The following is a 19,899-nucleotide window of genomic DNA, read 5'->3' as shown; positions in this document are numbered from 1 at the left end:
GCGCCGCGGCAGGGCGTAGTCTGCCGACATGGACGCCATCCCGGACCGCCGCTTCGATCCGCTCTCAACCGTCCGCGCACAGTCCGACGGCGGGTTCGACCTGCTGCTGGCCGGCACGGTTTTCCAGGACATCATCTTCACAGGGCTGCCGCACGCGCCCGAGCCGGGCACGGAAATCTGGAGCGAGGGTATGGGCAGCTGCCCCGGCGGCGTCGCGAACCAGGCCATTGCCGCGGCCAGGTTGGGACTGCGCACGGGACTGGCAGCCGCCTTCGGGGACGACGGCTACGGGGACTACAACTGGAAAATACTGGCCGGGCAGGAACACATTGACCTGAGCCTGTCGCGCCGCGTCGCGGGGTGGCATTCCCCGGTCACCGTCTCGCTCAGCGTCCACAACGACCGTTCCCTGGTGACGCATGGGCACCCGGCCCCGGTGACGTCGTCGGAACTGATCGGTTCGCCGCCCACTGCGCTCGCCGGCATCGCCGCGCTCGACGAGGAGATTGAGCCGTGGGCCGTGGCCGCGCAGCAGGCAGGCGTGAAACTGTTCGGGGACGTGGGCTGGGACCCCAGCGGGAAGTGGTCACCGGTCCGGCTCGAGAACCTGCAGTATTTCCATGCCTTCCTGCCCAACCAGCGCGAGGCGATGGCCTTCACGGGGAAGGACAATCCGTGGTCCGCGCTGTATGCGCTGGCGGACCGGGTGCCTGTGGCCGTGGTGACGCTCGGTGCGCAGGGTGCCATGGCCGTGGATTCGGAAACAGGGGAGGAGGAGTGGGTGCCGTCGCTGCCCGTGACTGCTTTCGATCCCACCGGGGCCGGCGACTGCTTTGACGCGGCCTTCATCGTGGGCAGCCTGGCCGGCTGGCCGCTGGGAAACCGGCTCCGTTTCGCCAATCTGTGCGCCTCCCTGGCTGTGCAGGAGGTGGGCGGTTCGCTGGCGGCCCCCGGCTGGGGCGATATCGCCGACTGGTGGAAGCGGGCCAACGCCCGGCCGGAGCGCCAGAGCAGCCAGTGGCTCCGCCGCTTCGGTTTCCTGGCGGACATTATCAGCGACGTCCCGCTGGCCGCGCAGCGCCGGGCCACCGCCACCATCGCGCACCTGTCCGACGCGTAGCGGCCGACGGCGGGGCGTCGCCTCAGTGCCACCGGATGTGGCGCCAGCGGCGCCAGCGGCACCGGAACCTGCCGCGATTATCCCGCTGTGATTTGCGGCCGGGCCGCCCGCACTAGAATCACTAAGGTGACTTATCCCGTAATAACCGGTGACTTCCGCGCGGCCTTAGGACCTGACCCTCGGTACGAGCGGTCAGCCGTCATCGACCTGGACGCCATCCGCCACAACGTGCGGCGGCTGGCGGACGCGGCCTCACCCGCCAAGGTCATGGCCGTGGTCAAGGCCGATGCGTACGGACACGGCGCGGTTCCGGTGGCCAGGGCCGCCCTCGAAGCCGGCGCATCCTGGCTGGGCGTCGCGCACATCTCCGAAGCGCTGGCACTGCGGGCGGCGGGCATCGAAGCCCCCCTGCTGGCCTGGCTGCACACGGCGGAAAGCAACTTCGCCGCAGCCGTGGCTGCCGGCGTTGACATCGGCTGCTCCGGCTGGGAACTGGACCGCATTGTGGCCGCCGCCCGTGACCAGGAGCGACCCGCACGGATCCACCTGAAAGTGGACACTGGCCTTGGGCGGAACGGCGTAGCGCTCGATGCCTGGGACCAGCTGCTGGGCGAAGCCATGGAGTACCAGGACCAGGGCCTCCTGCGGGTGGTGGGCATCTTCTCGCACCTGTCCGTGGCGGATGAACCCGAACGGCCGGAAACCGATGAACAGCTGGCGGCCTTCCGCGAGGTGCTGGCCGTGGCCGAGGACGCCGGCGTGGACCCCGAAGTCCGCCACCTGGCCAACACCCCGGCCACGCTGTCCCGCCCCGATACTCACTTTGACATGGTCCGCGTGGGCCTGGGCATCTACGGCCTCTCGCCCTTCGAAGGCCAGACGTCCGCCGAACTCGGCCTCCGCCCCGCGATGACGCTGCGCACCCTGGTGTCCCAATGCAAGCAGGTCCCCGACGGGCAGGGCGTCTCCTACGGCCTGCGCTACCGCACCAGCGGCCCCAGCACCCTGGCGCTGATCCCGCTGGGCTACGCGGACGGCGTGCCCCGGATCGCCACCGGCGGTCCCGTCCGGGTGGCCGGGCGGACCTACCCCGTGGTGGGCCGGATCGCCATGGACCAGATGGTCATCGACCTCGGCAACATCGGCCCCGCCGGCGCAGACCTCTTCGGCGCCGAAGCGGTGCTGTTCGGCAACGGGGACGACGGCGGTCCCACGGCGGATGACTGGGCGGTCGCCGCCGGGACCAACAACTACGAGATCGTGACCCGGATCAGCCCGCGGGTGCCGCGCCGGGTCATTAACGAAAGTCCCGCCGTCGGCCGTCCTGCCGGAGGAAATCCCGACGCCGGGCAGGCGACACCGTGAGCGTGCCCCCAGTAGAGATGCCCCATTGGGAAGAGACTCTGAAAGTCACGACGGCGGACCAGACTCACGCGCTCGCCGCCGCTTTGGGGGCGGAGCTGCAGGCCGGGGACCTGTTGGTGCTGACCGGCGAGCTGGGTGCCGGGAAAACCACGTTCACGCAGGGCCTCGGCGAAGGCCTGGGCGTTCGCGCGGGCATCATCTCGCCCACCTTTGTCCTGGTCCGCATCCATCCCAACCTGCCCGACGGCCCGCGGCCTGGTGGCCCGGACCTGGTGCACGTGGACGCGTACCGGCTGGGATCGGCGTCGGAAATTGACGACATTGACCTGGAAAACACGCTGGACTCGTCCGTGACCGTGGTGGAGTGGGGACGCGGCCGGGTGGAACACCTGAGCGAGAGCCGGCTGGAAGTGGACCTGCACCGGGCGATCGGCCTGGACGCGGCGGGCTCGTCGGAACACATCCCCGGCCATACCGAAATCCTGGACTTTGACTCCGAGGACCTGGACGAACCCCGCACCATCGTGCTTCGCGGGTTCGGTCCCCGCTGGAGCACCAAGCCTGCCCTGGGCGGCGTCATCGAAGGGACTTCCTGATGCTCATTCTCGCCATCGACACCTCCGCCGTGGCCAGCGCGGCCCTGGTTTCGGACGACGCCCTTGAAGGCGTGGTGGCCAGCTTCTCCACCGAGGACACCCGCAGCCACGCCGAGGTACTGGCCCCCGGCATCGAGGACCTGCTTTCCACGGCCGGGGTCACAGGCCCGGACATTGACGCGATCGTCGTGGGCGTGGGCCCTGGCCCGTTTACCGGCCTCCGCTCGGGGATCGCAACTGCCCGGACGCTCGCCTTCGTTTGGGACAAACCGCTGTACGGGCTGATGAGCCTGGACGCTGTGGCGCTGGAAGTCGCGGAGTCCACCGATGCCGCAGCCGAATTCCTGGTGGTCACGGACGCCAGGCGCAAAGAGGTCTACTGGGCGCGGTATAGCCTCGCCGACGGCCAGTTGCCGCAGCTCGAGGACGGCCCGCACGTCAGCTTTGCCGCCGACCTGCCGGGCCTCCCTGCCTACGGCGCCGGCGCCGGACTCTACAGCGAGGTGCTGCGCGCAGACCCCGGCTTCAGCAACGAGCAGCCCGACGCCCTCTACCTCGGACAGTTCGCCCTGGCCCGGCTCGCAGCCGGCGGGCAGCTGCTCGACTCCACACCCCTGTACCTCCGCGAATCCGATGCCCAGGTCCCCGGCCCACGGAAGCGGGCGCTGTGAACATGCCGACCAGCACCGACCCTCCCAGCGCCGACGGCGTGGTCTTCCGGGACATGACCCTGGAAGACGTGCCCGCCGTGGACGCCATCGAACAGCGCCTGTTCCCGGCCGACGCATGGCCGCTGCACATGTTCCTGTCCGAACTGTCCCAGCACGAAACGCGCCGGTACCTGGTGGCGGAACGCGGCGGCGCCATTGTGGGCTACGCCGGCCTGATGTGCATCGAGCCCATCGCGGATGTCCAGACCATCGCCGTCGTGCCTGAATTCGAAGGCAAGGGCATCGGCTCAACGCTCCTGACCCGGCTGATCGACGAAGCCCGGCACCGCGGTGCCGCGGACGTCCTCCTGGAGGTCCGAGCGGATAATCCCCGGGCGCAGCAGCTGTACATGCGGTTCGGCTTCGAACAGATCCACATCCGCCGCGGGTATTACCGCGACGGCGTCGATGCCTTGATCATGCGGCTTCAGCTGGTCCCCGAAGTCACAGCACACGACTCCGCAGCAGCCCCGGACCTCACATCGGCCCATCCGGAACCAACCCCCGATCCCACAACAGAAGCAGGCAAGGCATGAACCGCTCGCAGCCCCTGGTGCTGGGCATCGAATCCTCCTGCGACGAAACCGGCGTCGGTATTGTCCGCGGCACCACGCTGCTGACCAACACGGTGTCCTCCTCGATGGACGAGCACGTCCGGTTCGGCGGCGTGATCCCCGAGATCGCCTCCCGCGCACACCTTGACGCCTTTGTGCCCACACTGCGGCAGGCCCTGGCAGACGCCGACGTGACGCTGGAGGACGTGGACGCCATCGCCGTCACCTCAGGCCCGGGGCTCGCTGGCGCCCTGATGGTGGGGGTCTGCGCCGCGAAGGCCCTGGCCGTGGCCACCGGAAAGCCGTTGTATGCCATCAACCACCTGGTGGCGCATGTCGGCGTCGGGCTCCTGGACGGAAACCCCGACGGCGGTGCTGCCGCCGGCCGCGGGGCCGGCAATGCCGCCGGCCATGCGGTTGGGCTCGGCCATGGCGGCCGTCTCCCGGAGAACCTGGGTGCCCTCCTGGTCTCCGGCGGGCACACCGAGATCCTGAAGATCAACAGCATCACCAGCGACGTCCAGCTCCTCGGCTCCACCATCGACGACGCCGCCGGCGAAGCCTACGACAAGGTGGCCCGCATCCTGGGCCTTGGCTACCCGGGCGGCCCGGCCATCGACAAGCTTGCCCGCACCGGCAACCCCAAAGCCATCCGGTTCCCGCGCGGTCTCAGCCAGCCCAAGTACATGGGCACCGCCGAGGAACCCGGCCCGCACCGCTACGACTGGTCCTTCAGCGGATTGAAGACCGCCGTCGCCCGCTGCGTTGAGCAGTTCGAGGCCCGCGGCGAAGAGGTGCCGGTGGCCGACATCGCCGCAGCTTTCCAGGAAGCGGTGGTGGATGTGGTCACGTCCAAGGCCGTCCTGGCCTGCCGTGAGCATGGCATCAAGGACGTTCTTTTGGGCGGGGGAGTGGCGGCTAACTCCAGGCTGCGGGAACTCACCGGCCAGCGCTGTGCGTCAGCCGGAATCAAACTCCATGTGCCGCCGCTGGACCTGTGCACGGACAACGGCGCGATGGTGGCGGCCCTCGGCGCGCAGCTGGTGATGGCCGGGATCGGGCCCAGCGGCATCCGCTTCGCTCCCGACTCCTCGATGCCGGTCACCGCGGTGTCACTCCCCGCCTAACGCCTCCCGTAAAGCTTCCGGTGGTTGAGCCTGTCGAAACCCCCGGCGAACCGTCGCGGGGCACTTTGGGCGCGTCGTCGTCGTAATTTACGACGGCGGCGGGCGTGTCCGTGTCGAAGTGCCCCGTTTCGGGAGGGCGAGGTCAGCCCGTCGGCCCGTTCCGCATCTGCTGGACCAGGTCCAGCACCACGGCCTGCAGGTCGCCGCCGTGCTCGGCAGCGACGCGGCGCTGCCGCTGGTACCCGGCGCCGCGGCGGATGATCTTTTCGACGTCCGCCAGTTCGTCGGGGCAGCCGAGCTTTGCGGCCACCGGCTCCAGCCGGTTCAAAGTCTCCAGAAGGTGGTCGGTGACCAGCTGTTCGTTGCCGGCGGCGTCGAGGATGATGATGGCCTCCATGCCGTAGCGGGCGGCACGCCACTTGTTCTCCTGGAGGTGCCACGGCGGCATCGTGGGGATGGTCCCGCCGTTATCCAGCGTGGTGGAGAGTTCATCCACAAGGCACTGGGTGAGGGCGGCAATGGCGCCCACTTCCTCCAGGGTGGCCAGGCCGTCGCAGATCCGCATCTCGATCGTGCCCAGGTTCGGGACCGGCCGGATGTCCCAGCGGATTTCGGACAGGGTGTCGATCACACCGGTGGTGAACATGTCCTGGACGTAGGACTCGTACTCGGTCCACGAGCGGAACGTAAACGGCAAACCGGCGGTGGGAAGCTGCTGGAACATGAGGGCCCGGTGCGAGGCGTAGCCGGTGTCCTCACCGCCCCAGAACGGGCTCGACGCCGAGAGGGCCTGGAAGTGCGGGAAGTAGTTCAGGAGCCCGTCCATCACAGGCAGGGCCTTTTCGCGCCGGTCCAGGCCCACGTGGACGTGTACGCCGTAGATGACCATCTGCCGGCCCCACCACTGCGTGCGGTCGATCAGCTTCGCATACCGGGCCTTGTCCGTCACGGGCTGCAGCTGCGGCGGGCTGAACGGGTGGCTGCCTGCGCAGAAAACCTCCACGCCCATGGGATCGGTGATTTCGCGGACGGCGGCCAGGGACCTGCTGAGGTCTTCCTTGGCTTCGGCGGCAGTTTCGCAGATGCCGGTGACCAGCTCCACGGTGTTGAGCAGCAGTTCCTGCTTGATGTGCGGGTGTTCGTCGTCTTCGTTGAGTTCGGGGTGCTTGGCAACCACGCCGCTGAGCACTTCGTTGGCGACCGATGCCAGTTCGCCGGTCTGGCCGTCCACCAGGGCCAGCTCCCATTCCACACCAAGAGTTGATTGCTTCGATGAAGCGAAATCAATCTTCATGCGTTCCCCTAACTGTTCGGATATCACTGGGCACGCGCCGCATTCAAGTCTAGTGCAGGGGTAGCATCGAGTTGATGGCCTTGTTCATATGGAGCCGTGAGTGTATTCACAAATCCACCCTCTTTTTCGCGGCCGCCGCCGTGGCCGCCATGACGGCCTGCACGGCGGTTCCCACCCCCACCCCGGCGACCTCCAGCCCCGCGCCGGGCTCGACCCCGGAATCAGGGCGTCCGACGACGGCGCCCCCGTCTGCTTCCCCCTCACCTGACCCCGGGCTCCGTCCGCTGGGCTGGGGCCCCGAACAGCGGGACCAGGATGCCGCCGTAGCCGCCGTGGCGGCGATGTCGGTCGAGGAGAAGGCCGGCCAGGTGCTGATGCCGGTATATGCCGGCACCGATGCCGAATCCCAGGCCGCAACCATAGAACGCCTCCATCTGGCGGGGTCCATCATCATGGGCGACAACGTCCCGCTCGACGCGCGCGGGCAGGCGGATCCGGCTGCCCTGGCAGCGGTCAACGCCCGGCTCGCCCAGGCCACGAAGGCCGACGGCAGGCGCTGGCCCGGGCTCATCGGCGTGGACCAGGAGGGCGGCATCGTGGCGCGGCTCGGCGCACCCCTGACCGAATGGCCAACAGCCCTGAGCTACGGAGCCACCGGAAATGTGCCGCTCACCAAGGACGCCGGCCGGGCCCTGGCTGCGGAGATCGGGGCTCTGGGCTTCACCGTGGACTTCGCGCCCGATGCGGACGTGACCATCGGTCCCGCGGATCCAACCATCGGTGCCCGGTCAATGTCCGGCAACCCGGATGCGGCGGCAGCGTTGGCCGTGGCGTTCTCCCAGGGCATGCAGGAGGCCGGCGTCCTGCCGGCCGTCAAACATTTTCCGGGGCACGGCTCCGTCACCGTCGACTCGCACCAGGACCTCCCGGTGCAGCCCGCGGGCATCGCGGAGCTTGAGGCCCGGGACTGGAAGCCGTTCCGGGCAGCCATCGCCGCTGGCGTGCCCATGGTCATGACCGGGCACATCGCCGTACCGGCCCTGGAACCCGGCATCCCGGCGTCGTTGTCCGGCCCCACCTACGCTGCGTTGCGCGGCATGGGTTTCAAGGGTGTGGCCGTGACCGATGCCCTCAACATGGGGGCAGTCCAAAAGCAATACCCGGGCGGCTCCGCAGCAACGGCGGCGCTGGCCGCCGGTGCAGACCTGCTGCTGATGCCTACGGACGTGGGGCAGGCCCACGCGGCCATCGTGGGTGCCGTGGCCGCCGGAACCCTGCCCGCGGCGCGCCTGGATGAAGCCGCCATCCGGGTGGCCACCATGATGACCTGGCGCGGCCGCGTCACGTCGCCACCTGCCGGTTCGGCCCCTGCCAGCGCCGCCCCAGGCAGCAGCGGGGACCTCTCGGCGCGGGTCTCCGCGGCCGCACTCACGGTACTGTCCGGACATTGCGGCGCGCCAATCGTCCAGGGCAGCATCCGGATCGCCGGCGGATCAGCGCAGGACCGGGCACGGTTTGAGGCGGCCGCGGCGAAGGCCGGGCTCGGCACAGCGGCGGGCCCTCTGGTCAGCCTCATCGGTTACGCCGGCCGTCCGGTCGGTGGCGATATCGCCGTGGCCCTGGATGCGCCGTGGCCGTTGCAGGATTCCAGCGCGCCGGTGAAAATTGCGCTGTACGGCCGTACCCCGGGTGCTTTTGACGCCCTGGTTGCCGTGCTGGCAGGCAATGCGGCTGCCCCGGGAAAGCTGCCCGCCGCCGTCGGAAGCTATCCGGCCGGGACGGGCTGCCCGTAATTTGGCCCACAACGCATCGCCGAATCGGTCAATGGCGCTTTAATGGACAGGTGCCCATTCTGAATAAAGACATGACCTTGTGTATTTCCCTGTCGGCCCGGCCCAGCAATAACGGGACCCGGTTCCACAACCACCTCTACGACCAGCTGGACCTGAACTGGATCTACAAGGCCTTCGCCCCCACCGACCTGGCCCAGGCGATCGCCGGCGTCAGGGGCCTGGGCATCCGCGGCTGTGCGGTGTCCATGCCGTTCAAGGAGGACGTGATGGCCCTCGTGGATGAGTTGGATCCTTCCGCCAAAGCCATCGATTCGGTCAACACCATCGTGAACACGGATGGGCACCTCAAGGCTTACAACACCGACTACACCGCCATCGAGCAGCTCCTCGCCGGCAACGCCGTGCCTGTGGATTATTCGGTGCTGGTCCAGGGCGCCGGCGGCATGGCCAAGGCCACCGTCGCGGCCCTGCGCGACGCCGGCTTCACGGACGTCACGGTCATCGCCCGGAACGAAGACACCGGCCGGGCGCTCGCTGAGCAGTACGGGTTCCAGTGGCGGGCAACGCTCGACGGCGGCACCGCTGACCTGATCATCAACGTCACCCCCATCGGTATGGCGGGCGGTCCGGACGTGGACTCGCTGTCCTTCCCGGAAGACGCGATCGGGGCAGCCAAAGTGGTGTTCGATGTTGTGGCGCTACCGGCCGAGACGCCGCTGATCAAGGCGGCCCGCGCCGCCGGGAAACAGGTAATCACGGGCGCCGAAGTAGCCACCATTCAGGCGCTCGAGCAGTTTGTGCTTTACACAGGAGTCCGGCCCACCGACGAGCAGGTTCGGGCCGCCGAGGACTTTATGCGCACGCAGTAGGACAGGGTCTCAGGCCAGTTCACTGTTTTAGGCGGGTTCCACCGAGATGGCCACCCGGTCCTCCCCAATGCGGGTCAGGACCAGGGTGGCTGTTTTTTGTCCGGCTTTCTTCCCTGAGTTCTTGCTGCCGCCCTTGCTTCCGGCGAACAGCTGCTTGCGCAGTTCCTCCGGGGTGACCGACGTGCCGCGCTTCTTGATGTCCAGCACCGTGATGCCGTTCTCCTTCACCCAGGCCTTGAGCGCCTTGACGTTGTACGGCATCACTTCCAGGACCTTGTACGCCCGGGCGAAGGGTGTGTCCACCAGTTCCGGGGCGCAGATGTAGGCGATGTGCTCGTCCAGCAGGTGCCCGCCCAATTGAAGTGCGACGTCGGCCACCAGGCCGGCGCGGATCACCGCACCATCAGGCTCATACAGATAGCCCGCCGCCGGCCCCACTGGCGCCACCGGACCGCCGTCGAAATCGTCAGCGCTGGTCAGCTCGGCGGCACCCTGCGGGCCAAGCAGCAGCGCGGCCCGGCGGATTCCGGGCCGGCGCACGGAGTTGAACCACAGGGCCACCTCGGTGACGTCGCCGCCCACCGATACCCATTGCGCCTCGCAGCCGGCGGGAACCGATTCGTGCGGCATGCCGGGGCCCATTTTGACGCCAACGGCGCGCCCTGTGGCCGCGAGCGATTCCACAAAGGACAGCGGAGGTGAAAACGCCTCAGGATCCCAGATCCGCTTGGTACCCGACGTGGAGGTGACGCGGCGGGCGGGATCCAGCCAGACGCCGTCGACCCCTTCCAGGGGAACAGTGGTGGCGTCCGAATGCACCACGGTGGCGTTGGGGAAGGGGATGAGGTTCACGGTGGCGCAGGCGGCGGTGGTTTCGTCCATTTCCACGGCGGTGACCGTGATGTCCATCGATGCCAGTGCCAGGGAGTCCGCGGCAAGGCCGCACCCAAGGTCCGCCACATGCCGGACGCCGGCCTGCGCAAAGCGCTCGGCATGGCGAGCAGCAACAGTGAGACGCGTGGCCTGTTCCAGCCCGGCCTGCGTGAAGAGCATGCTCCGGGCGAACTCGCCGAACTTCAGCTCGGCCTTGGTCCGGAGCCGGGACTGGGTGAGGACGGCGGAGACCAGTGCGGGGGAGTGGCCGGCCTTGCGGAGGGCCGCGTTGAGCTCGAAGGCCTTGTCCTCGCGGTATGGGCCCAGGGACGCCAGGAGCTCCCAGCCTTCGCTCGTGAGCAGTGGGGCGATCTGGTCCTGCGGTGCTTGAGCCATGGGTTCAAGCCTAGTGGAGGTGGCCCGGCGCCCAGATCCGGCTAGGGTTGAAGGCATGGAAGACAGCGCAGGCACCCAGCCGTCCGGACTACCCCAAGCCAGTAACCCGGACCTGGTGAAGTTCGCCCGCCCCGCGCTGATTGCAGGATCCGCAGTGGCCGTGGTCTGCGTCGCGCTGCTCGTGATCATCTTCTTTCTGGACACGTTCAACGCCACGGTCTACTCCGTGGGCGGCAAGAACATCCAGGACGCCACGGACGAGGCAAGTGAGATCCGCGGCCTTTACGCCGGGGCGCGCGTAGGCGGCATCATCCTGCTGGTGGTCTCACTGCTGGCTGCCGTGGGCGGAGCCGTGGTGCTATACCTGCGGCGGGGCACCGTGTATGAAGGGGACAACGGGGACGAGGACGTCGATTTTGAGGACCTCACCGGCCGGTAAAGTCTGTTCGCCGGAGACATAATTCTGGCACTCGCCTTGACCGAGTGCTAACCAGTACATAGAGTCATCATTAGCACTCTCCCTAGGAGGGTGCTAACACACGAAGAGCTGCCAGCCAGGCTGCTGCCGGCACCGCGACGACGGTTTGCCAGCCACGGTGAAGCAGCTCAAATGTCCATGAATTTTTTGCTGACGTAGAAGGAGAGGTCCGAGTGTCGGTCTCTATTAAGCCTCTTGAGGATCGTATTGTTGTCCGCCCGCTCGAAGCCGAGCAGACCACGGCTTCCGGCCTGGTTATCCCGGACTCCGCACAGGAGAAGCCGCAGGAGGGTGAAGTTGTTGCAGTAGGCCCCGGCCGCTTTGAAGACGGCAACCGCGTACCTGTCGACGTAGCCGTTGGCGACGTTGTTATCTACTCCAAGTACGGTGGAACCGAAGTCAAGACCGGTGGCAACGAGTACCTCGTGCTGTCCGCCCGCGACGTCCTGGCGATCGTCGTAAAGTAACTCTTTGGATCCCCGTGCCGCTGTTCCGTCCCTGACTGAACAGCAGCGCGGGGTTCTGTCTTTGAAAGGACAAAACCATGGCAAAGCAGCTTGCGTTTAACGACGCTGCACGCCGGTCGCTTGAAGCCGGCATCGATAAGCTCGCCAACACTGTCAAGGTGACGCTCGGCCCCCGCGGCCGCAACGTCGTGCTCGACAAGAAGTGGGGCGCCCCCACGATCACCAACGACGGCGTCACCATTGCCCGCGAAATCGAGCTGGATGACCCGTACGAAAACCTTGGCGCGCAGCTGGCCAAGGAAGTGGCCACCAAGACCAACGATGTTGCCGGCGACGGCACCACCACGGCCACCGTGCTCGCCCAGGCCCTGGTCAAGGAAGGCCTGCGCAACGTTGCTGCTGGCGCCGCTCCGGGCCAGATCAAGCGCGGCATCGAGGTTTCCGTTGAAGCCGTTGCAGCCCGCCTGCTCGAGAACGCACGCCCCGTTGAAGGCACCCAGGTTGCCAGCGTGGCAGCAATTTCGGCCCAGAGCGACGAAATCGGCGAGCTCCTCGCCGAGGCATTCGGCAAGGTCGGCAAGGATGGTGTGATCACCATCGAGGAGTCCTCCACCACGCAGACCGAGCTGGTCCTCACCGAAGGCATGCAGTTCGACAAGGGCTACCTGTCCCCGTACTTCGTGACCGACTCCGAACGCCAGGAAGCCGTCCTCGAAGACGCCCTTATCCTTATCAACCAGGGCAAGATTTCCTCCGTGCAGGACTTCCTGCCGCTGCTGGAGAAGGCGCTGGCGAGCTCCAAGCCGCTCTTCATTATTGCCGAAGACGTTGAGGGCGAGGCCCTGTCCACGCTGATCGTCAACCGCATCCGCGGCACGCTGAACGTTGTTGCCGTCAAGGCTCCGGGCTTCGGCGACCGCCGCAAGGCCATGCTGCAGGACATTGCCACCCTCACCGGTGCGCAGGTCATCTCCGCGGAACTGGGCCTCAGCCTGGATTCGGTTGGCCTTGAGGTGCTGGGTACCGCCCGCCGCATCACGGTCACCAAGGACAACACCACCATCGTTGACGGCGCCGGTTCCGCAGAAGACGTCGCAGCCCGGGTTTCCCAGCTGCGCGCCGAGCTGACCCGCACCGACTCCGACTGGGACAAGGAAAAGCTCCAGGAGCGCCTGGCCAAGCTGGCCGGCGGCATCGGTGTCATCAAGGTCGGCGCAGCCACCGAAGTTGAGCTGAAGGAAAAGAAGCACCGCATCGAAGATGCAGTGTCCTCCACCCGCGCCGCCCTCGAAGAGGGCATCGTGGCCGGTGGCGGTTCCGCACTGATCCACGCCCTGAAGGCCCTCGACGAGGATCCTGCAGTCAAGGCACTCGAAGGCGACGCCGCCGCTGCTGTGGGCATTGTCCGCCGCGCGCTGGTCCAGCCGCTTCGCTGGATCGCCCAGAACGCCGGTTTCGACGGCTACGTTGTCACCGCCAAGGTTGCCGAGCTCGAAACCAACAACGGTTTCAATGCCAAGACGGGCGAGTACGAGGACCTGATCGCGGCCGGTGTCATTGACCCGGTCAAGGTCACGCGTGCAGCACTGCGCAACGCGGCGTCCATCGCTGCGCTGGTTCTCACCACCGAGACCCTCGTAGTGGAGAAGCCCGCAAACGAAGACGAGCACGCAGGCCACAGCCACTAGGCCCAGGCCTCTGCATCAAAAGACCGGTCCAGCTTCGGCTGGGCCGGTTTTTTGTGCGCCCGCCCTATGTGCCCGGCATGTCCAGAGTCTCGACGTCGCCCGCGCGCTCGTAGACCAGCGACACCGCGCCCTTCGGGAACGTGCGAGCCGGCTCAACGAGCCGGAAGGAGGCGGGGATAGTGCCGGAATCGAAGAGGCGCTTGCCCTGCCCGAGGGTGATGGGATAGAGCCAGAGGTGGAGGCGGTCGATCACGTCTGCCGCGAGCAATGAACGGATGAGGACGCCGCTGCCAAACATGTGGATCTGGTCATATTCCTCGCGGAGTCGGCCCGCCGCCTCAGCGTCAGGCAGCACAGCAGTTCCGGACCACGTCGGAGCGGTCAGCGTGTTCGAGACCACGAACTTCGGCACCCGGTTGAGCGTAGCGCCGATGTCATCAGACTGGTTTGGCCAGAAGGCCGCGAAGATGTCGTAGGTCTTCCGGCCGAGAAGCAGGGCATCGATGCGTTCGATCTCGGCGCTGATGGCCGCGCCGGCCTCGTCATCGGATACCGGCGCCTGCCAGCCACCGAACGCGAAACCGCCTTCGGTGTCCTCCTCGCGGCCGCCTGGGCCCTGGTAGACGCCGTCGAGGGTGAGGAACAGGTTTGCGACGATGATTCCCATGCCTCGAGTCTGGAACTACGTTCCGGCACTGTCCAGAGTCAGCGGCCGTGGCAGACTGGTGCCATGCTGCTCGACGAGCTCGTGAAAACCACGGATGCCGTCGCGTCCACCCGCTCCCGGCTCGCGAAGGTCGACGCACTGGCCGATCTGCTGCGCCGGCTCGAGCCCGTTGACATCGCGACGGCCGTTGGCTTGCTCATCGCCCAGCCGCGGCAGGGCCGCGTAGGAGTCGGCTGGCGCGGCATGACTGCGGCCATGGGGGAGCCGGCCGCCGAGCCCAGCCTGACGGTAACCGACCTGGACGCTGCGCTGGATCGGCTGCTGGCCACCGCAGGCGCTGGATCAGCCGCGGAGCGTGCCGCGACCCTCCGGTTGCTCACGGCCGCGGCCACCGAGCGCGAACAGGCCTTCATCGCCGGCGTGCTCCTCGGTGAACTGCGTACGGGTGCGCTTGAGGGCGTCCTGACGGATGCTGTGGCCCGCGCTGCCGGCAGGCCCGTCGACGCCGTACGCCGCGCCGCGATGCTCTCAGGCAATCTCGGCGAAACCGCCCTGCTGGCCATCACGGGTACGGCAGCCGAGCTTGACGACGTGGGCCTTGTCGTCGGCCGTCCAGTGCAGCCCATGCTCGCCTCCACCGCGGCCAGCGCCAGCGCGGCGCTGGAGTTAACGGGGGAAGCATCTGTGGAATACAAGCTCGACGGCGCGCGCATCCAGGTGCACCGCGCCGGCAACGATGTTCGCATCTACACCCGTACCCTGGCCGAGGTGACCCACCGGCTGCCCGAGGTGGTGGAGGTGGTGCGCGGGCTGCCGGTACGCGATGTGATCCTCGACGGGGAGACCCTAGCCCTCGACGAGGACGGCCGCCCCCGACCCTTCCAGGACACCATGTCGCGGTTCGGTGCGGATGCGGTGCGCGCTACCGTGCTGCATCCCTGGTTCTTCGACGTGCTGCACATTGACGGGCGCGACCTGCTTGAGGAGCCACTGTCGACGCGCATCGGCGTGCTCGAGCACATCGCTCCCGGGTACCGGATCCCGGGGGAGATCACAGCGGATGCGGCCGTTGCCGAGAGGGTGTCGCGCGATTCGCTGGCCGCGGGCCATGAGGGTGTTGTGGTGAAAGCGATCGGAGCGGCCTATGCGGCCGGTCGGCGTGGGTCCAACTGGATCAAGGTGAAGCCGGTGCTCACCTACGACCTGGTGGTGCTCGCCTGTGAGTGGGGGTCAGGACGCCGCACCGGGCTGCTGTCTAACCTGCACCTCGGAGCCCTCGACCCGACTGGCGAGTTCGGCGAACCCGGCGCCTACGTGATGGTGGGCAAGACCTTCAAAGGCCTTACCGACGCGCTGCTGCGCTGGCAGACCGAACGGTTCCAGCAGCTTGAGGTGCGGCGAACGGCGGGTACCGTCTGGATTGAGCCTGTCACGGTGGTTGAGATAGCGATCGACGGCGTGCAGCAGTCCTCGCGGTATCCGGGCCGAATCGCGCTGAGGTTCGCACGCGTCAAGCGTTACCGCGACGACAAGACGGCCGCGGAGGCCGACACCATTCAGACATTGCGTGCACTGCTGCGTTCGTAGGTTGTGCCGGTTCTTGAGCGGGCGTACCGTGGCGCTTAAGTGCCGTCACGCCCGGCGTGCGGCGGGCCAACTGGTTGGACGGTTGGTATCCGAAAAGGGGCCAGATGTCAGCTGAAACAGGCATTGACCGAGGCAGGTCAGCCTTCCAGGAACATCGCTGGACCGAGGCCAACCAGACCTTCCGTGAAGCCGATAAGCACGGCGGGCTGCCGGCTGCCGATCTGGAACGGCTCGCTACGGCCGAGATCCTGACCGGGGAGAGCACAACTGGGCTCGAGACCCTCACCCGGGCCCATGAGGAATACCTGGTTGTGGGCGACGTCGTTGGTGCCGCCCGGTGTGCCGGTTGGATGGGGATGCAGCTGATGTTCCTGGATGAGCCGGCCCGGGCTGGTGGGTGGTTTGCCCGCGGCCAGCGGCTCGTGGATGAACTGGCCGAGCCGGACGCGGTGCAGGGCCTACTGCTCGTTCCGATGGGCCTCGGCAAGCTCTATGGCGGTGATCCGGTAGGAGCCCTGACGGTCTTCTCCAAAGTTGCGGACTTCGGCCAAAGATTCCAGGACAAAGACTTGTCCGCGCTGGGCCTCCTCGGCACAGGGCAGGCCACCCTGATGCTTGGTCACCCTGACGAGGGACTCAGGATGTTCGACGAGGTCATGGTGGCCGTTACGGCAGGTGAACTCTCCCCGATCCCGTCAGGAATTATCTACTGTGCTGTAATTGGCAATTGCCACCTGGCCTTCGACCTGGAGCGGGCCCTGGAATGGACGGCTGCCCTGGATCGCTGGTGCAGTGCACGCCCCGACATGATGTCGTTCAGCGGCCAGTGCCAATCACACCGCGCAGAACTCTTCATTCTCCACGGGGCCTGGGCCGAGGCGCTGATGGCGGCTGCGGCTGCCCAGGGACTTTCCGTGAATGGTGACCCCCAGGCGCTTTACGGCGGCTACTACCAACAGGGCGAAGTGGAACGGCTGAGTGGAAAACTGGACGACGCCGAAGCTTCCTATGGGCAGGCCGCCCGCTCTGGCTATGAGCCGCAGCCTGGCCTCGCGCTCCTCTGGCTGGCCCGCGGAAATGCGCAGCAGGCACAGGCGATGATCCGGCGGGCAGCTGGGGCGGCGGACGAGGCTACCCGCCGGAACATGTTGCCGGCACTGGTGGAGATCGAGCTGGCCGCCTCCGACTTGGAAGCCGCGCGGCGAGGCGCTCAGGAGCTTGTTGCCCTGGCCCTCGAAAGCCCTATGCCCATGGTCCGGGCCGTTGCCGGCCAGGCGGACGGCGCGGTCCGCCTGGCCGACGGCGACCCCTCGGCTGCCCTGAAGCCGCTCCGGGAGGCGTGGAGACTGTGGCAGGAGCTCGGTGTACCGTTCGAAGCGGCACGCTGCCAGGCGCTGGCCGGCCGTGCCTGCCGCGTGCTCGGTGATGAGGCCTCGGCGCTCATGTACCTGGAGGCGTCCCACGCTGTGCTCCTGGACCTGGGCGCGGCGCCGGCGGCAACCTGGGCGGCGACGCTGCTGCACGAAGGCATGCCGGACGCAGGACCCACGCCGCACACGGCCGGCCTCCTCACCCGCCGCGAACTTGAAATCCTTCAGGCGGTGGCCACCGGAAAGGGCAACCGGGCCATTGCCGGCGAACTGTACCTGAGCGAGAAGACGGTTGCCCGGCATGTCAGCAACATCTTCCTGAAACTGGGACTGTCTTCGCGGGCAGCCGCCACCAGCTACGCCTACGAGCACGGGCTCGCAGGCTGACGTCCAAACTGCGGCGGCACGGCACGAGCGCGGCCTACATAGAAATACCCAGCCGCGCCGTGACCGAAGTTGCATAATTCGGCCGACGCGGCCGTCAGGGGCCCGGCCATAGCCTCAAAGCATGAACCTTCCAGTCCTCGCCGGCACCCTTTCGACGGTGCTGTTCGCCGCCGGAATGCTGCCGATGCTGGTCAAGGCGGCCCGGACGAAGAACCTGGCCTCCTACAGCCTCGGGAACCTGTTGCTGACCAACGTTGCCAACGCCGTCCATTCCGTCTACGTCTTCAACCTCCCCGCCGGACCCATCTGGGCCCTGCACCTGGCATACCTCCTGGCATCCGCGCTGATGCTGGCATGGTGGCTCCGGTACCGGGAAGCAGAACACGACGGGACGGACAGCACGCCGCCCGGCCAGCCGGAAAGTTCAGCCAAAGGAATCCCTTTCAATCACCAAGGAGCGCAGTCATGAACACCAACCATTCACCCGGCACGCTGGACACCATGATCATCGGTGGCGGGCAAGCAGGCCTTGCCCTGGGCCGCTACCTGAAAGAGCAGAACCGGACGTTCCTCATCCTGGACGCCAATCCGAGGACAGGTGACGCCTGGCGCCAGCGCTGGGATTCGCTCCGGGTCTTTACGCCCGCAAAGTATGACGGACTTCCGGGCCTTCCGTTCCCGGCGGATCCGTTGTCCTTCCCGACGAAGGACGATGTTGCCGGATACCTTGAGGGGTACGCCGCAAGGTTCCATCTGCCTGTGAATAACGGCGTCCGGATCGACCACCTGTGGCGGGAAGACAACCACTTCGTCGCCGCTTCCAACGGCCGCCGCTGGGAGGCACATAACGTCGTCGTCGCCACGGGTTGCAGCCAAGCACCGAAAATACCGGATTTCGCCGCGGACCTGGACCCCGCCGTCGTCCAGTTCCATTCCAGCGAGTACCGGAACCTGGGGCAGCTGCAGGAAGGACCTGTCCTGGTTGTGGGGCGGGGGAACTCGGGAGCGGAGATCGGCCTGGAAGTGTCCCGCAGCCATCCCACCATCGTGGCCGGCAAGCCCGGCGGTGAGATTCCCGTGAAGCACGGCCCGACGGCGGCACGGTACTTCCTGCCGGTGGTGCGGTTTGTCGGGCTTCACGTCCTCACGCTGAACAACCCGATCGGCCGCAAAGCAGCACCCTCCTTCACAGCACACGCGGCGCCCCTGATCAGGACGAAGTCAAGGGACCTTGCCGCTGCAGGCGTCAGGCTCGTGCCGCGAATCAGCGGGGTGGCGGACGGGATGCCGGTGCTGGCGGACGGGACCCGGCTTGAGGTTTCGAACGTGATCTGGTGCACCGGGTTCCGGGATGACTTCGGCTGGATGGATCAGGCAATGCTCGACGGCGGTGCGCTGCCCAGGCAGCGGCGCGGCGTGGCACTTGATACCCCTGGGCTGTTCTTCCTGGGCCAGGAATTTCTGTACGCGGCGGCCTCGGCGACGCTGCCCGGGGCCGGGCGCGACGCCCGTTACCTCGCCGGAAAAATCCCGGTCCCCGTCAGCCGCGAGTCCGCCGCAGCCTCCATCTGAGCTGGCGGGCTGTGGCCTCCGGCAACTGCCTGGTGACCAGCCGGTAGAAAACCAGCACGGCCACTGCCGCCGCAACGATTCCTACGAGGTTGACCAGCAGCTGCAGCGCCGAGCCCGCAGCCTTCTGGTATTCGCCGAGGACCAGCGCCACGGCCACGAATCCTGCTGCAGGCACCGTGGTCACCGAGATGAAGACGCCGATCAGGGCGGCCGAACGCCGGCTGATGACTGACAGCATTCCGGCCGCCCCCGCCAAAACGGCGACGATCAGCGAATACGGCCCAGGATGGTAAATGAACTCCACAGCCGAACCACTGTCCAGGACGTCGGCGGGGAAGAGGCCCAGAGGCACCGACAGCCACGCGCTCAACGCAGCCAGCAGCATGGCAACCGGGAAACCCACCCCCAGGGCTACGGCGGCGTGCCGGCCCAGCCGCCATTTGCCCCTCGCCAGCGCAACGGCCAGGGCTGCCAGCGGGCCGAACTCCGGACCTACCGCCATGGCACCCACAATGGCGATGGTCGAGTCAGTCACGATGCCAATGGCGGCCAGCTGGGTGGCGAGGACCAGGAAGGCAAGGTAGCTCCAGGTCAGCCGTGAGTCCTCACCGGTCTGCCGGGTCACTTCGTCCCAGATCAGGGCATCCGCACCGTCGCCCGGGGCGGCCTGTTCCGCGGAGTCCGCGCGCCGGGAGATGACCAGCTCGGGCGCTGAAATGGAGATGGATCCCGCTTCATGCACCTTGAGGACGTGCAATTTCTCCAACAGCTCCTCCACCGATTCGCGGGCGATCTGGATTTCGATGAGGTCGCCACGAGGCTCCACGGACGCTCCCTTCAGAACTGCCACTTCTGCGGTTCCGGTCTGGTCCTCACAGCATTCCTGCACCACGTGGGAGAGTTCCTGGGGAACACATATGCGCATCTGGACAATCACGTCAGATCCCTTTCCTGGACTGGGGACAGCTTAGTTTCCGGCCGGCCCC

19 protein-coding genes are annotated in these 19,899 nt (G+C 67.1%); 15 read left to right on the top strand and 4 right to left on the bottom strand.

Features of this window, described 5'->3' with window-relative positions; translation table 11 throughout:
* Positions 1-28: 28 nt before the first annotated feature.
* The 6 genes from ACZY0Q_RS06385 to tsaD all read left to right on the top strand — a co-directional run bounded on the left by ACZY0Q_RS06385 (position 29) and on the right by tsaD (position 5,472).
* Positions 29-1,120 (top strand): PfkB family carbohydrate kinase, encoded by a 1,092-nt coding sequence (locus ACZY0Q_RS06385; RefSeq protein WP_463915324.1) that lies wholly within the window; start codon positions 29-31, stop codon positions 1,118-1,120.
* Positions 1,121-1,246: 126 nt separating this feature from the next.
* The gene (alr, locus tag ACZY0Q_RS06380; RefSeq protein ID WP_463915323.1) at positions 1,247-2,485 is read left to right on the top strand and encodes an alanine racemase; all 1,239 of its coding nucleotides are present in this window, start codon (positions 1,247-1,249) and stop codon (positions 2,483-2,485) included.
* A 17-nt stretch (positions 2,486-2,502) separates the two neighbouring features.
* Positions 2,503-3,081 (top strand): tRNA (adenosine(37)-N6)-threonylcarbamoyltransferase complex ATPase subunit type 1 TsaE, encoded by a 579-nt coding sequence (gene tsaE / locus ACZY0Q_RS06375; RefSeq protein WP_463916270.1) that lies wholly within the window; start codon positions 2,503-2,505, stop codon positions 3,079-3,081.
* Positions 3,081-3,752, top strand: coding sequence for a tRNA (adenosine(37)-N6)-threonylcarbamoyltransferase complex dimerization subunit type 1 TsaB (gene tsaB / locus ACZY0Q_RS06370; RefSeq protein WP_463915322.1), 672 nt, complete (start codon positions 3,081-3,083; stop codon positions 3,750-3,752). Before tsaE ends, tsaB begins: the two co-directional genes overlap by 1 nt.
* A gap of 2 nt (positions 3,753-3,754) precedes the next feature.
* The gene (gene rimI / locus ACZY0Q_RS06365) at positions 3,755-4,327 is read left to right on the top strand and encodes a ribosomal protein S18-alanine N-acetyltransferase (protein WP_463915321.1); all 573 of its coding nucleotides are present in this window, start codon (positions 3,755-3,757) and stop codon (positions 4,325-4,327) included.
* The gene (tsaD, locus tag ACZY0Q_RS06360; protein WP_463915320.1) at positions 4,324-5,472 is read left to right on the top strand and encodes a tRNA (adenosine(37)-N6)-threonylcarbamoyltransferase complex transferase subunit TsaD; all 1,149 of its coding nucleotides are present in this window, start codon (positions 4,324-4,326) and stop codon (positions 5,470-5,472) included. Before rimI ends, tsaD begins: the two co-directional genes overlap by 4 nt.
* 142 nt (positions 5,473-5,614) lie before the next feature.
* Here tsaD and ACZY0Q_RS06355 read toward each other — a convergent pair whose 3' ends face one another.
* Positions 5,615-6,766, bottom strand: a complete 1,152-nt coding sequence (locus ACZY0Q_RS06355) for a glutamate--cysteine ligase (RefSeq protein ID WP_463915319.1) — start codon at positions 6,764-6,766, stop codon at positions 5,615-5,617.
* Positions 6,767-7,107: 341 nt separating this feature from the next.
* On the opposite strand from ACZY0Q_RS06355, the gene ACZY0Q_RS06350 reads away from it, so the two are divergent.
* On the top strand, positions 7,108-8,559 hold the full coding sequence (locus ACZY0Q_RS06350) for a glycoside hydrolase family 3 N-terminal domain-containing protein (protein WP_463916269.1): 1,452 nt from the start codon (positions 7,108-7,110) through the stop codon (positions 8,557-8,559).
* A 50-nt stretch (positions 8,560-8,609) separates the two neighbouring features.
* Positions 8,610-9,428, top strand: a complete 819-nt coding sequence (locus tag ACZY0Q_RS06345) for a shikimate 5-dehydrogenase (protein ID WP_463915318.1) — start codon at positions 8,610-8,612, stop codon at positions 9,426-9,428.
* A 27-nt stretch (positions 9,429-9,455) separates the two neighbouring features.
* Here ACZY0Q_RS06345 and ACZY0Q_RS06340 read toward each other — a convergent pair whose 3' ends face one another.
* Positions 9,456-10,697, bottom strand: coding sequence for a class I SAM-dependent methyltransferase (locus ACZY0Q_RS06340; RefSeq protein WP_463915317.1), 1,242 nt, complete (start codon positions 10,695-10,697; stop codon positions 9,456-9,458).
* Between the two features lie 55 nt (positions 10,698-10,752).
* On the opposite strand from ACZY0Q_RS06340, the gene ACZY0Q_RS06335 reads away from it, so the two are divergent.
* From ACZY0Q_RS06335 to groL, 3 genes are all read left to right on the top strand, one after another.
* Positions 10,753-11,136: a hypothetical protein gene (locus ACZY0Q_RS06335; RefSeq protein ID WP_463915316.1), complete on the top strand. Its 384-nt coding sequence runs from the start codon at positions 10,753-10,755 to the stop codon at positions 11,134-11,136.
* Positions 11,137-11,348: 212 nt separating this feature from the next.
* On the top strand, positions 11,349-11,642 hold the full coding sequence (gene groES, locus ACZY0Q_RS06330; RefSeq protein WP_056344177.1) for a co-chaperone GroES: 294 nt from the start codon (positions 11,349-11,351) through the stop codon (positions 11,640-11,642).
* A gap of 77 nt (positions 11,643-11,719) precedes the next feature.
* The gene (gene groL / locus ACZY0Q_RS06325; protein WP_185261169.1) at positions 11,720-13,330 is read left to right on the top strand and encodes a chaperonin GroEL; all 1,611 of its coding nucleotides are present in this window, start codon (positions 11,720-11,722) and stop codon (positions 13,328-13,330) included.
* Positions 13,331-13,394: 64 nt separating this feature from the next.
* On the opposite strand, the gene ACZY0Q_RS06320 is transcribed toward groL, so the two are convergent.
* Positions 13,395-13,997 carry a dihydrofolate reductase family protein gene (locus tag ACZY0Q_RS06320; protein ID WP_463915315.1) on the bottom strand — a complete coding sequence of 201 codons (603 nt, stop codon included), beginning with the start codon at positions 13,995-13,997 and terminating at the stop codon, positions 13,395-13,397.
* Between the two features lie 63 nt (positions 13,998-14,060).
* Between ACZY0Q_RS06320 and ACZY0Q_RS06315 the strand changes: the two genes are divergently transcribed.
* From ACZY0Q_RS06315 to ACZY0Q_RS06300, 4 genes are all read left to right on the top strand, one after another.
* Positions 14,061-15,584 carry an ATP-dependent DNA ligase gene (locus ACZY0Q_RS06315; protein ID WP_463915314.1) on the top strand — a complete coding sequence of 508 codons (1,524 nt, stop codon included), beginning with the start codon at positions 14,061-14,063 and terminating at the stop codon, positions 15,582-15,584.
* A 104-nt stretch (positions 15,585-15,688) separates the two neighbouring features.
* Complete coding sequence (locus ACZY0Q_RS06310; protein ID WP_463915313.1) at positions 15,689-17,341, top strand: helix-turn-helix transcriptional regulator; 1,653 nt, start codon at positions 15,689-15,691, stop codon at positions 17,339-17,341.
* 121 nt (positions 17,342-17,462) lie between these two features.
* Positions 17,463-17,810, top strand: coding sequence for a hypothetical protein (locus ACZY0Q_RS06305; protein ID WP_463915312.1), 348 nt, complete (start codon positions 17,463-17,465; stop codon positions 17,808-17,810).
* Positions 17,807-18,913, top strand: coding sequence for a flavin-containing monooxygenase (locus ACZY0Q_RS06300; RefSeq protein ID WP_463915311.1), 1,107 nt, complete (start codon positions 17,807-17,809; stop codon positions 18,911-18,913). The genes ACZY0Q_RS06305 and ACZY0Q_RS06300 overlap by 4 nt, the downstream gene beginning before the upstream one ends.
* Here the strand turns inward: ACZY0Q_RS06300 and ACZY0Q_RS06295 are convergent.
* Positions 18,882-19,850 (bottom strand): DUF389 domain-containing protein, encoded by a 969-nt coding sequence (locus ACZY0Q_RS06295; RefSeq protein ID WP_463915310.1) that lies wholly within the window; start codon positions 19,848-19,850, stop codon positions 18,882-18,884. The two genes, ACZY0Q_RS06300 and ACZY0Q_RS06295, sit on opposite strands and share 32 nt — an antisense overlap.
* Positions 19,851-19,899: the final 49 nt, after the last annotated feature.

The organism is Pseudarthrobacter lactosi, from assembly GCF_055412785.1.
The sequence above is the reverse complement of the archived record's forward strand: the minus strand, read 5'-3'. Positions and strand labels throughout refer to the sequence as shown.